Annotated in this window: 8 protein-coding genes and 1 pseudogene; 5 read left to right on the forward strand and 4 right to left on the reverse strand. The window is 40.2% G+C overall.

Annotated elements, in window-relative coordinates:
* The 5 genes from AC4PL9_RS05220 to AC4PL9_RS05240 all read left to right on the forward strand — a co-directional run.
* Nucleotides 1–1,161 (forward strand): DegT/DnrJ/EryC1/StrS family aminotransferase (locus AC4PL9_RS05220; protein ID WP_491603720.1); only part of this gene is annotated, 1,161 nt, incomplete at its 5' end.
* Nucleotides 1,158–2,417, forward strand: a complete 1,260-nt coding sequence (locus tag AC4PL9_RS05225; protein ID WP_491603721.1) for an O-antigen ligase family protein — start codon at nt 1,158–1,160, stop codon at nt 2,415–2,417. The genes AC4PL9_RS05220 and AC4PL9_RS05225, both read left to right, overlap by 4 nt.
* 148 nt (nt 2,418–2,565) lie before the next feature.
* A complete protein-coding gene (locus tag AC4PL9_RS05230) occupies nt 2,566–3,975 on the forward strand; it encodes an MBL fold metallo-hydrolase (protein WP_491603722.1) in 1,410 nt (469 codons plus the stop codon).
* 208 nt (nt 3,976–4,183) lie between these two features.
* On the forward strand, nt 4,184–5,398 hold the full coding sequence (locus tag AC4PL9_RS05235; protein WP_491603723.1) for a DegT/DnrJ/EryC1/StrS family aminotransferase: 1,215 nt from the start codon (nt 4,184–4,186) through the stop codon (nt 5,396–5,398).
* Nucleotides 5,395–5,985, forward strand: coding sequence for a sugar transferase (locus tag AC4PL9_RS05240; RefSeq protein WP_491603724.1), 591 nt, complete (start codon nt 5,395–5,397; stop codon nt 5,983–5,985). The genes AC4PL9_RS05235 and AC4PL9_RS05240 overlap by 4 nt, the downstream gene beginning before the upstream one ends.
* Before the next feature lie 72 nt (nt 5,986–6,057).
* Here AC4PL9_RS05240 and AC4PL9_RS05245 read toward each other — a convergent pair whose 3' ends face one another.
* The 4 genes and pseudogenes from AC4PL9_RS05245 to AC4PL9_RS05260 form a co-directional block, all read right to left on the reverse strand.
* Nucleotides 6,058–8,190 (reverse strand): protein-disulfide reductase DsbD family protein, encoded by a 2,133-nt coding sequence (locus AC4PL9_RS05245; protein ID WP_491603725.1) that lies wholly within the window; start codon nt 8,188–8,190, stop codon nt 6,058–6,060.
* A gap of 25 nt (nt 8,191–8,215) precedes the next feature.
* A complete protein-coding gene (locus tag AC4PL9_RS05250; RefSeq protein WP_491603726.1) occupies nt 8,216–8,647 on the reverse strand; it encodes a protein-disulfide reductase DsbD N-terminal domain-containing protein in 432 nt (143 codons plus the stop codon).
* A 216-nt stretch (nt 8,648–8,863) separates the two neighbouring features.
* Nucleotides 8,864–14,008 (reverse strand): putative type IX secretion system sortase PorU2, encoded by a 5,145-nt coding sequence (gene porU2, locus AC4PL9_RS05255; RefSeq protein WP_491603727.1) that lies wholly within the window; start codon nt 14,006–14,008, stop codon nt 8,864–8,866.
* Nucleotides 14,009–14,019: 11 nt separating this feature from the next.
* Nucleotides 14,020–14,334 (reverse strand): annotated as a pseudogene (locus tag AC4PL9_RS05260) (putative type IX sorting system protein PorV2); the annotation flags it as partial.

The raw sequence follows: 14,334 nt of genomic DNA on the forward strand, positions 1-14,334 counted from the left end.
TTTTCAAAAATGACAGCTTCTGAAAAATACAAAAAGCAAATAGCTACTTGTCTTCAGACAAATCCGGACCAGATTAATCTTTACTGGAAAGGTCGTGTTGCACTTTACGCTCTGTTGAAAGCGCTGGGAATTCAGCCCGGAGACGAAGTGATTGTACCTGCCTTTACATGCGTAGTTGTTCCTAACGCAATTCTGTACTTAGGAGCAAAACCGGTTTATGTAGATATTCATCCTCAAACACTGAATACGACTCTAGATCATATAAAACAGGCAGTAACTCCGGCTACCAAATGCATCATCATTCAAAACACATTTGGGCTTTCCTGCGAGGTGGAAGAAATTATGACTTTTGCCCGATCTGCGAATATTCAAACGATCGAAGACTGTACACATGGATTTGGCGGTTTATACAATGGACAACCCAATGGGACATACTGTGATGCTGCATTTTATTCAACACAATGGAATAAACCTTTCTCGACTGGAATCGGAGGTTTTTCTCTTGTGAAAAACAGTGAACTACAAACAAAGGTGGAAACGATTAATACGGAGCTTATCTCTCCTTCTCTGAAGCAAAGAAAGGTACTGAGTATACTGATACCGTTTCGCAAATATCTGATTCATGATTCTACTTACTGGACGTTATTAAAGCTGTACCGTTATTTGAGTAAAACCGGACTTGTAGTAGGATCTTCTTCGGATGATGAGTTAACAACCATCCAACAACCGGAGAAGTATTTCATGAGTGCTTCGGAAGAACAAGTTAAAGCAGGGATAAAAGCACTACCTCATCTTGAAAGTGATCTGGCATTAAGAAAGAGAAACGGTTATGCCTATAACGACTTTCTGCGAACAAAAGGCAAATGGAACTATCCGGATCATGTACTCGCCAATCATTCGTTTCTCAAATTTCCGATATTTGTCAAAGACAGAGAAAAATTCCTTCGTCTTGCCGAAAAAAATAAAATACGGTTAGGAGACTGGTTTCTCTCCCCTATACATCCCGTTCCGGAAAATTTCAGGCTATGGGAGCTACAGGTGAGCGACTTTCCTGTCGCAAAGGAACGTTCCGGGCATATCTTGAATCTCCCGACAGATACAAATAATTGCGAACGGGTACTCCGCTTTTTAGAACAACATATAGACGAATTAATCGAATGATATTTCAAAAAATCATAGGACGGAAATCCGGTTCGGTGTTGCAATTCCCTATCGGAATTTATCTTTTCGCGTTTCTGATACCCTTTAATCCGAAATGGTATGGAATGGCAGTTCTTTTCTTTGCCATCGAACAGATTTTTTGTGCAATCAAGTACAAACAGCGATTTTCTTTCCGTGATTTAATTGACCCTGGGAAGCCTTATTTCTATTTGGTGCTTTTTTGGATTTTACATCTATCGGGACTTCTCTATTCCCACAACATGTCATTTGGATGGAGTGACATCGGTATGAAAGCTTCATTCATTCTATTCCCTGTATTATTTCTACTTTACCCATATCGCGTACCGTTATCCTCTTTCGGTAAGGTATTTATTTACGGTGCTTTAATTACGTTAATAACCGATTTGATCGTTGCATCCTACAACTATCATTACCATGGAGGCTATATTTCCTATTTCTTCGATTCAAGACTTTCCTATTTCATGCACAGAAGTTATTGGGCCACTTATTTAATAATCGCCTACATCTTCAGTGCGCATGAAGTATTTAAGGGGAAAAAACATCGAATTTTATACGGATTTTTCTCTCTCCTATTCTTTGGAGCTGTTCTCATGACAGGATCTAAAATGGGATTTATTATTCTTATCCTGATTACGCTGGCTCTGATTATTCGTTTAATACTGGTCAAACGAAAAATTGTGTTGGGAAGCATCATTTTACTGACTGTAACCTTAATTACTATTTTGACTCTTCTATTCACCCCTTCTCTGTCATCCAGAGTCAAGGCTTCTCTCCGCACACTTGTTCACCATGAAAACCTGGATGTAAAATCCGTAGAAAGTAATACGGCAAGGCTTCTCATGTGGGAAACAACTACTGAATTAATCAAAGAGAACCCTGTTCTCGGTGTGGGAACGGGAGATATTAAAGATCAACTACAACAACGCAATTACGAGAAAGGTTATATCGGAGTCGCTGAGCTGAATCTGAATGCTCACAACCAATTTCTGAATACTTATCTTGCTATTGGATTACCCGGATTTCTTGTGCTTCTACTTCTATTTATTATTTCTTATATCAGAGCTTCGGGAAGCTTGTCATTTATAAAACGACTTATTTGTATCAGCCTCTTTCTCTCTCTTCTTACAGAATCATTTTTGGAAACACAAGCCGGAATAATTCCAGTAGCATTTTTGCTCAGTCTGCTGCCAAATCTGATAAGCTCTCCTCCCATTAAGGATGGAAAAATGTCATAAAATGCGTATTTTTAGCTCTCGTTTGAAATAAGATGAGCAACGGTTAGATGAAAATATGAAGATCTGTGACGAATATCACTTTTTAAGCCCTGAAAACTTTCGATCTTTGTACCGTTGATTGGAATTATTCACAAGAAAAATAAAAGATATGAAAATAGAACAAATTTATACAGGATGTCTGGCTCAGGGAGCGTATTACATTCAGTCGGGAAATGAAGTCGCTATCATAGACCCACTTCGTGAAGTACAACCTTATATTGATCAGGCTGAAAAGAATGGAGCAACGATCAAATATATTTTTGAAACACATTTTCACGCTGACTTTGTTTCCGGACACAAAGATCTTGCGTCTAAAACAGGTGCTCAAATCGTATTCGGACCAACACAAATGGAACTTGGGTTTGATGCTATTATTGCTGAAGACAATCAGGTTTTCAAATTAGGAGATATCGAAATTAAGGTGATTCACACCCCCGGACATACAATGGAAAGTAGCTGTTTCCTCTTATCTGATGAAAATGGGAAAGAGGTCGCTATTTTCACAGGAGATACACTCTTTATCGGGGATGTAGGTCGTCCTGATCTTGCACAAAAAGTAGTGAAAGATCTTACTCAGGAAAAATTAGCAGCTCACCTGTACGATTCACTTCACAATAAGCTTATTCCTTTGTCAGATGATCTAATTGTCTATCCAGCGCATGGAGCAGGGTCTGCCTGTGGAAAAAATATGAGTAAGGAAACTTCTGATACATTGGGAAATCAAAAGAAAACCAATTATGCTCTTCAACCGATGACAAAAGAAGAGTTTATTAAAGAAGTACTTACAGGTCTGACCCCTCCTCCGGGATATTTCCCTCAAAATGTACTGATGAATATCAAGGGATATGACAGTATTGACGAGGTATTGGAGAGAGGTACAAAAGCTCTTTCTCCGAAGGAATTTGAAGCAGTAGCTAACGACCGTGATGTTTTACTGCTGGATACACGTGCACCACAAACTTTTGCGAAAGGCTTCATTCCAAACTCGATCAATATTGGAATTGATGGAAGCTTTGCCGTATGGGTAGGAACGCTTATCCCGGATGTAAAACAAGAAATTCTGGTTATCGCTGATGAAGGGCGGGAAGAAGAAGTTATTACACGTCTTGCCCGCGTAGGATATGATTATGCTATTGGCTACCTTAAAGGAGGATTTGATGCCTGGCAAAAAGAGAATTTTGAAGTAGATACCATTACTTCTATTTCAGCAGAGGAACTTGCAGAAGTCGAATCCCCTACTATTCTTGATGTACGCAAAGCAAGTGAATATCAAAGTGAGCATATTATCGGGGCTGAAAATGCTCCTTTGGATTACCTGAATGAAAGCATGTTAAAGGTGGATAAGAATAAAACTTATCATGTGCATTGTGCAGGAGGGTATCGTTCGATGATATTTATCTCAACTCTCAAAGCACGCGGATACGAAAATCTTATTGATGTAAAGGGTGGTTTTAAAGCAATAAAAGAATCTGAAAAGTTTACGATTTCAGATTATGTCTGCCCGACAACATTATTGTAATAATGAATTTGTTGTGATCTAGAAAAGCCGGTAATACCGGCTTTTTTTATACTCTTTCTTTTTCGTTGCGATAATACGCTCTTTCCTATTAAAGGCTATAGTAGCCAGAACTCAACAGCTCTCTATTCCTGCAAATACGTCTAATAATCTTCTCTGGCTACATCAACATTCATTCTTTTCTCTAAATTTGCCAAAAAATACTGTTATCATGATTCCATTTTCTCCTCCACGTATTGACAAGCGCGTAATTGATGAAGTTACCAAAGCTTTGGAAAGTGGCTGGATCACGACCGGTCCCCGCACAAAGGAATTCGAAAAAAAGATTTCTGCCTACTGCGGAGTGGAACATACAGTAGCAGTAAGTTCTTGGACTGCCGGAATGGAAGTAATGTTAAGATGGTTGGGAATTACTGAAGGTGATGAAGTGATTCTTCCTGCTTATACTTATTGTGCAAGTGCGAATGTAATTTTGCACTGCGGGGCTAAACCGGTTATGGTGGATCTTAATGCATCAGATTTCAATATTTCGGTTGATGCGATACGTAAAGCCATTACTCCTCGCACAAAAGCTGTAATGGGTGTTGACATAGGTGGTTTTCCCTGTGACTATGACGAAATTTATAATCTTGTCAATGAAGAGGGTATCCGTTCGCAATTCTCCCCCGGTAACGAACTTCAAAAGCAGTTAGGTAGAATTGCTGTATTATCTGATGCTGCACATAGTTTTGGAGCAAAATATAAAGGTCGTACTTCCGGAAGTCTGGCAGACATCACAGTATTCTCATTTCATGCCGTGAAAAACCTGACAACCGCAGAAGGTGGTGCTATTTGTCTGAATATGCCTGCTCCCTTTGATAACGAGCAAATCTATAAGGATCTCTGTATAAAAATACTACACGGGCAATCGAAGGACGCTCTGGCCAAAACCCAAAAAGGGAACTGGCGATACGATGTGGTGGAACCAGGCTTCAAATGTAATATGACTGATATTCAGGCAGCCATTGGTCTGATCGAATTAGAACGTTATGACTCAGAAAATCTTCCGCGAAGAAAAGAGATTTTCGACAGATACGAAAATGGTTTTAAGGATGATTCCTGGGCTATTTTGCCTCCATATACAACGGATACGAAGATTAGTTCGTATCATTTATATCTGTTACGTATTGATGACATAACGGAAGGAGAACGCGATCGTATCATGCAGGCAATTTTTGATCAGGATGTATCAGTTAATGTACATTTTCAACCTCTTCCAATTCTAACAGCATATAAGAATCTGGGGTATTCAATTGCCGATTTTCCGGAAGCGTGGAACAAATACCACAATGAGATTTCCTTACCTGTTTACTATGATTTAAGCGACGAACAGGTCGATCAGGTTATTGGAGCTGTTAAACGTGCCGTACATCAGGTAAAAGGGTGAAAAGGTGTTTTGACATAGTAGTCTCTCTGATCATTCTTTCTGTTTTTCTCCCTTTTGGAATATTGATCGCTCTTGCTATTAAACTCGATTCGAAAGGGACTATTTTTTATCGGCAGGAACGGGTTGGGAAAAACGGGAAAGTTTTTCGGTTGTTGAAGTTCAGAACCATGCGAACAGATGCCGATAAAACAGGAAAACTAACTGTTGGAATGCGTGATCCCCGGATTACCCGTGTCGGTTATTTCCTTCGAAAAACGAAACTGGATGAATTCACTCAGTTCTGGAATGTTCTCATCGGTGACATGTCTATAGTAGGGCCTCGTCCGGAGGTACAGGAATACGTTGATCTGTATACTACGCAGCAACGTGAGATCTTAAACGTTCGTCCAGGAATTACAGACTATGCTTCACTTGAATATTTTCATGAAAATGAAATCCTGGGAGCAGCTGAAAACCCGCGGGAAACATATATCCATGAAGTTATGCCCGCAAAGATAGATCTTAACAAAAAATACCTGCAAAACCCAACGCTTCTGCATGACTTAAAACTTATGTGGATGACCTTTTTGAAGGTACTGAAAGGATAAAAAAACAATCCATAAAAAAGCGGGAAATTAAAAATCTCCCGCTTTTTATTTACAATCAAATTCTATCTACATCTACTCCATAGTACTTTGGTACTTCTTGTAGTTTTCAATTCCTTTACGGAGGAAAGAAAGATAATTCCCAATATTAGGCTCATACCCCAAAGGTTCTGAAAGATCACTTCCATCCCAGTGCGTCATAACATATAACGGTTGTGAGATTTGTCCATATTTACCAATCTGGAAATCTGACCATTTGTTCCCCACCGTCTTCATTTTTCCACCAAGGTTTTCTGAATATACCTGCTCCTCTTCCGGAAGCTTTTCCCTGTCATCGCAATACAACGAAGCAATTACCACTTCGTTTTGAAGTATCGGGCGAATTTTATCATTGATCCAAACCGTTGACTCCATCTTACGACAATTCGCACATGAGTGTCCTGTAAAGTCTAACAGGACCGGCTTATCAACTTTTTCTGCATATTCCTGAGCTTTTTCAAGATCATGGAAGACAAGAACCGAACCATCTCCTACTTCGTGCATGTGTGAGCGATATTCCGTAAATAAATCAGTTACCTCAAACTCCGGATTTCCTTTCACAAAACGGAAATTATCTTCTGAATGTGTTCGTGGCGGTGCAACTCCGTCAATCATTGACAAAGGCGCTCCCCACATACCCGGCAATAAATAAACGGCAAAAACCAAGGCTGTTAAGGCAAACATAAAACGTGTTACTGTAAGTTTCTCAACCGGCGAATCGTGCGAAAACTGAATTTTCCCCAACAGGTAAATCCCAATGATTACAAAAACAACAACCCAAACTGCCACAAAGATTTCGCGTGTAAGAATATCCCAGTGATAAGCAAGGTCGACCATACTCAGGAACTTCATCGCCAATGCAATTTCAAGAAGTCCCAAAACCACCTTAACACTATTCAACCAACCTCCCGACTGTGGAAGATTTTTCAACCAACTTGGGAATATGGCAAACAAAGTAAATGGAAGAGCCAACGCTGTTGCAAAACCTCCCATTATTACTGCTGGAGCAATCACAGAGCCGGAAGCTATTGCTTCTACAAGTGCTGTCCCCACAATTGGTCCTGTACACGAGAAAGAGACCAGAACAAGCGTTATTGCCATAAAGAATATTCCAATAAGTCCTCCTCTATCTGCCTGGGCATCGGTTTTATTAATCCACGAAGTTGGCAGTTGGATTTCAAAAGCACCCAAAAAAGAAAAGGCAAAAATGATGAAAATAGCAAAGAATATCAGATTCAGTGTAGCACTCGTAGAGACCTCATACACAACAGAAGCATTATCCGTAAGAAGATTAATCAGCAATCCGATGGAAACATAAATAACAATAATTGACAATCCGTAGATAACCGCATTTCCTATTCCTTTTGCCCGCGATCCGGACTGCTTGGTAAAAAAAGTTACTGTCATTGGAATCATGGGGAAAACACAGGGTGTAAACAAAGCGGCTAACCCGGCACCAAAGCCTGCCAGGAAAATCAACCATAAATTCACTTCTTTTTCACTGCTTGCGTCTTTTGAATTATCAATCGGAACAAACGCCGTCCCCTCCTTCTTTGCTGTTTTTTCTGTACTATCTTGTGGAGCAGTAACAACCGTCCCGTCTGAAGCAGCTATTTTATCAGGTGTCGAATTCTCTTCTGTTTGCGAAGAATTATCACCCGTTTGTTCTTTATTTTCGGCAGGTTTAACAACTCCACAGTTGGTATTTGCCTTAATTTTAAACGTATGATCCGGTGCCGGAGGAAACAGACAGCCGTTCTCGTCACAAATCTGGAATTCGTACTCCATTTTAACGTCAAATTCTCCGTCTGTCTTTAACTTAATTCGTTGCGAAAAAGTAACTTGTTTTTCATGGTAAACCTGCTCACCAAAGTCATCTTTAAAGACGATGGGCTTCTTAGATTCTTTTACCTTTCCCACCAGATCATAAGAGGCACTTTTTGAAAACGTCAGTGTAGTCGGCATTCCAATAAAGTCTGCTTTATCCGGATCGTGTGTTATCGAGAAGATATGCCAATGCTCAGCTAATTTTGCCGTAGCATTCAAAGTAGCTTCGCAATTATCATGGTAATCTACAGAAAAACTCCACGTAACATAATTCTTCCAACTGTCTCCCGGTTGACCGAAAGCCATCGCACTGAATAGTACAGCAAAAAACGATGTTATCATTTTAGTGTATGTCATAATTCAATTTCTATTTTTTGACCGTAATTTCAAATTTCACTTCCGTTGGTGGTAAACAGCTCTGGTCATCACACACCATGTAATATACCGAACCGGAAAGAACGGTATCTTTTTTCACTTTTACCTTTTGAGAAAAAGTTACTTCTCCTTCAAAATAATCAAGATTTGCACCAAAGTTTGCGTCATACGCTTCTATTGCTTTTGGCTGCTGAACTTTACCAACTACTGTTACATCCTGATTCTTCTCAAATTCAAACGTAGTCGGAATCGGTCCAATATCATTTTTCAATATCTGAGAATACAAGTGCCAGCCTTCTTCAATATCAGCATAAATTTTCACCTCTTTTGCCTTACGATCGTATTCATACGACCAGGAAACATTGTTTTGACCGTACGCTAAAACGCCAGCAAATAAAAACAGAAAAAAAGTTATTTGTTTCATGAATTCGGGAAACCGGATTTGTAAATTATATTCTCCTCAAAGTTAGCTAATTTATCATGAAGAAGCAGCTTATATTAAAACCGATTATTGCACTTCCAAATCTAATTTTAACCTAATTTTTGTTAAACAGCGCCCTGTAAAAACCAATAAAAGATTGTGATACAGAAAGATAAAAAAAGTTTGTAATTCAAGACCATTGAATTCCCATTCCAAATGTTAACGCAGTAAATACATCTTTCCAAATTCTTTCTTAAAGAATTGATCAGCTCCTGAGTCTCTATGCTTTATCTTATCTCCATCCAAATCCGTCAACACCCGGTACAAATACACTCCATTAGCTAAGAGATCTCCGAACTCATCTCTCCCATCCCATGCATATTCTGTAATGTTCCGACCTATACGTACAGGACCCAATTCATTCATTGTAATTTCGCGAACAACCTTCCCGGTCACTGTCATAATCTGAATAATCATATGATCAGGAACTCTGTCACCCGTTAACGTAAACACAAACTTTGTTCTTGTGCTAAACGGATTAGGATAATTCATCAGGTACGTAATCGTGGATTCATGAATTACTTCAAAACCGATTCTATACTCAAGATCTCCGGATAAATTGCCGGAAAGGTCGGTACCCTGCACCAACAGCATATATTCACCGTCAACCGGGAAGTCTCCATGGTAAATGATCTTAAATTTGTTATAGCTATCAGAAGCCGGAATCCAATCCATCAGTTGTTTCCCGTCTCCGTCAATAAAAGGGACTCTCTTTTGAACCCCATCCGGGTGCTTCAGGTAAACTGCAAACAAAGAAGTATCTGCATCCTGACTCATTAAGAGGAAAGGATTTTCGTCCTTTAATGAAATTACGATCTCACTTTTCGGACTTACGATATCTCCATTCAAAATATGTACTCCATCAAAAGTAACATCCAGTAACGGGTTGATATTATCTTTTGAAACAAAAAATGGAATCTGCATGATATTATTAAAGTGGAACTGTTCCGGCTGATCTGTTACAACTGTACTTCCCATAATATACGGATTGACTTCCATCCAGAGTGAGTTCAACCCTGACATTCCATACGTCTCGAATGTAATGGTATCTCTCAAAACCTCTCCTATCCTTAATGAATCCTGTCGGGGATAAGCTATGGGAATAATCTCCTGGTTCTGATTCTGCACCCAATATTTCACCAACAATGAATCCATGTGTCGCTCACTGATATTTCTGACATCAACTGCAAACGAAAGCGATGTTCCCTCGGGGACAGTATCCGAGCTCGCAGACCAATAGAAACCGTTTGTTCCGTCAATAGCGGCTTCCGGAAGTTGCTCATACAACACATGCCAACGATCTATCTGAGCAGGTGTGAGGAAAGATTTATCTTCATATCGTGCTTCCAGACGCAAATAGGGCATTAGAGATGCATCCATAAGATTATACAGGTTGATAATCGAATCCTTCCGTGTAAACATGGTGTCTATAACAGACTGCACATTCCCATATACATCTAATCCCGAAATCAAGAGTCTTGTTGTATCACCAGGTGGAACTTCCAACGGATCCTGTTTCCAGTATACTGCTTCCCACGAAGCCGCCGGACCTATCAATACCGATCTCTCCTGACCAAAGTAATCCACTCCAAAAACCGGAGCACTCAACGAAATTAATTCTCCCGGCACTTGTGCCACAACCTCTTCATTATATACATCTGTCCCTTTTTTTCCAAAGAAAATGAAGGCTCGGTTATCCCGACCCTGATAGACAGAGTCTGAACCTAATGCCTGAAACACATTATAGACTTGCGGATACAACGCATCCCACGAGGTGTAATCCGCACGAATGGTTGAATAGATCAATACATACGCACTGTCAGGAATTTCATTCATTATCATATTCTCGAACGCCTGAAGTTGCTGCAAAGAATTTTGTCTGAAAACAAAATATCCTTCCGGACGCTCCCGGCAAGGAGGCGAGTTACTAAGATCGTTCGCATTATTGAAGTTCTTATCAGAATTCACTTCCTGCCCGTTTTGTATTCCACGGGAGTACCATGGCTCCAGTGTGATGGGATCTAAAACAGCGACATGCAACGAAGGAGATGTTCCACACATATCATAATCAATCATCGTATTATTGATGAACCATTGTGTTTCGGAAAACGTAGTTACGTTACTCGCATTATCCCAGACGTCACACTTTACAGTACCACTGTACGTTTCAAAATCTTTTTGACGAATCGACCTGTCATAATCCAAAAAAGTAAAGGTGTTTTTCTTGAACTGGAAAAAATGATCCTGCCCCCATCCTTCTTTATCATGGATATATTGAAATGAGTTCTCTCTCCAATCCGGATCAGATCCCTCAATTGCTACACGCCAGAAATACACCATACTATCTGCACACACTAAAGGAGAGACACTTCCTGAGTTACTGTTTCTCCATACTGAAGGAAATACTTCTTTCACTCCTCCTTCTCCCGAAACTAGTGCATACTTGCGGAATGGAGAGTTAAAAAGATCCGTTGTATCAATCTCAAAACGATAGGTGTTAAATTCAGCAACAGGATTTACAGTTGAAGCCTTAATCACAACACTATCACGAGGTACCACAGCAAAATCATAAGGTAAAACAGGAACTATTCCGTCCACATCGATAAAAAATGTCCGAACAATCCGGTTATTGTCTACCTCATCATATTGTTCTGGTATGTAAGATGGAATATCTACTGCAACTTCAAACTGGTTCAGTCCGACTGCAACATTTGGTTGCAACGGCATCGTAAAAACAACCGTGTCAATATAATCCAAACGAGGAATCACTTTTCTGTATAATGAATCTGCCGATTGCCCGGGGAATTGTCTCCGCACCTCAACATTTATGGAATCAATGATCGATTGCCCCAGATTTTTAACCACCAGTTTCAATTCAAACTCATCGACACTTAAATCAAGTTCGGAGGGTGAAAAAGAAATGCTTTGTTCTGTAATTTCAATCTCAGGGTTGTTGTGCGGATTAATTTTCACCAAAGGATCACCATGAAGCGTCATCTGCGTACAGGTAGTTTCCATGATGAAATTACTGATGGTATTCTGTACCTGTACCACCGTTGACCGAATTTGTTCACCTAAACCGGAACCGTATGAGTTCTTTGCAAACTGCCGGTAGAATTCATTCGAATAGGTATGCAGATAAGAAGCAAAACCAAGTTTTACAGTAGATAAAAATGCTATTGCGCCTTTCTCCGGTATAAGTACGAATTTCTCGGAAGCAGAAGGGGCATTCGGCAGAAAAATATCTCCCGTATAACAGGCATTACCAATTACCAAAGGATAACGTCCTGAATTACTCCAACTATCGGGTTCATCAATATTTATTTCAAATCCTCCGGGTGCAGCATGTGAGAAAAACGTCATCACCGAAACACCTTCGTCAATTCTTTCTTTCACCTCGTTCAACAACACTGGGTCAAACGGATCTGAACTTTCTTTAATATAAGTGTGTACATAGCCGCCGAATTTTTCCCGTTCCGGATGTACTTTCATGTTTTCCAGATAACTGCGAATCGTGTTGATTTCACCCGGTGAAGATCCTCCACCAAAATGCAGTACGTGCTTTTGCCAGTCTTTGGAAGCAGAGTTGTAAATACTAAACGGATCTTGTTCCAGCACGCTCTCCTGTACCTTAGAAAGATACACCAATACTTCTTCATTGGAGTTAGCAGCAATACGTCCGGTAGGAATCAGAGGTTCCCAGTGTGTTCCTTCCAGACCAGCGGTAATACAGATATCGGAAGACGGATAACCAAACGAGGGAACCAAATTATCTCTGAATGAAGTAGTGCTTTTTCTCGCTCCGGCAATGGATCCCGAACCTTCATTGGCTTCGCGAATACCTTTTCCTATAAGAAACAGAGCAAGTGGTTTTGCAGATGCCAGGTTATAAGCCAGGTGAGCAAATCGCCGTACTCCCAATACGTGTTTTTCGACTCCCCCTCCGAATTGTAAGTATAATTCATCCGCATTAACAAAGACAACATTATAGTTACCTCCGGTTGAACTCTGGCGATAATCCCGATACTGAGCTGCCGACTGAGCCAACCGGGACGGATAGATCATTAAAACGGAACTTTCATAGTTCTGCGTCATATAATTGGTAAAGAACCCATTCCCGTTTACTGCCTGAAAGCCGCCCGAAACTGAACGAATTGCTTCTTCAGTAACTACAACCATGTGTTGAATACCGTTAACTGAATTTGGAACAACTGCATAACGCGTACCTGACCCTACAATAGGGATTCTTCGTGGAACGGTTCCTCCCCAGACATACCCTACGGGATTCGTACCAGCAAAATTAAGTAACTCTAAACGTGATTTTGCCGTTGTCCCTTGCTCAAGCCTGAATTTCAGAAAACGTCCATCAACAGACAAGTTTCTCGGATATTCGATTTGTCCGTATGTAAATGCCTGATAATCGGTCGCCGCTCCCAAATCATTAACAACCGTCATATTAATAACAGCATTGGGACCTGTAAGCAGCGAAGAACTGAAGCTCTTTGTACTTCTTATCTGTTTATACCCATTGAACAGCGTATCCACCATAAGGCTTCCATTAAAGAATAAGCGCAAATGATGGTTATTCACTCCACTGGCGGCGGCATTTGAATTTGACGTGACTTTAGCATGAACCACAGATGGTGGAGCTCCGGAACCTGAGTAGTAACCCGGAATAGACATGGAGAAATTCTGTGAGGCTCCATTTGGAACACCATTAACATGCCCGTTTCCCCATCCTTCTCCCTCTACAAAAAAAGAGGAACTTGAGCCTGCTTCCTTTCGGCCATCCAGATAAAAATTGTTCGGACTAACGATGGACTTACCCCAAACATAAGGACTTGCCGGCCAGGATGAATAATTTACATCTGTCTCCTGAACATATCTTTTTCCTAAAGTATTTGTTGTCCAGGACAGAAAGTATTGTAAAGTATCATTATAAAGGCTATAAGCCGGATTAGCACTAGCGTCCGGGTTTTGATACAAAATAGAATCAATCCATCCCGTATTTTTTTCAGCGTAAAACTCTATATACTCTCCCGCTTCAAATACGCCATTTCCATTATCCTGCACATATACAGGAAGCTCTTTCTCTTTTCCGAAAATCTGAATTCTGTTTACCGGGACCGTTTCTATCGGAACTCCTGAATTCACAAGATCTTCCTGATAAATCCGGTATACTCCGTCCTCCCAAATCTTAAATGTGTAATATCTTTGATTATAATCAATCCACTCATTACCAAATACCTGAGCAAATGATGGAATCATTGATAAAATTGCGACAAGTAGTAAAATTACTCGCATAGGCTAACGATTTAAGTGTCTTCGGCTTTCTTTTTGCCTTTAGGTTTTTTCAAGTCTAATTTAAGGGAAATTACGTGAGAATACAAGGCAACAGATGCATCACCTATATCCGTAAAGGCATAATCCACGTGTACTCCTTTAAAATGAACTCCTAAACCAATATTTGGTTGAAAAGTTAACTGTCTGCTCTCATCAAAGTTGGTAACATATTGGAAATTACCAAATCCACAACGTACAGCAACAATATTCTTAAACCCGATCTCCACACCAATATGCGGATCAAAGCTCACTACGTTTGTAGGAAGAAGAACGTTACGTCTTCCGTC

This window comes from Wandonia sp., assembly GCF_984588085.1.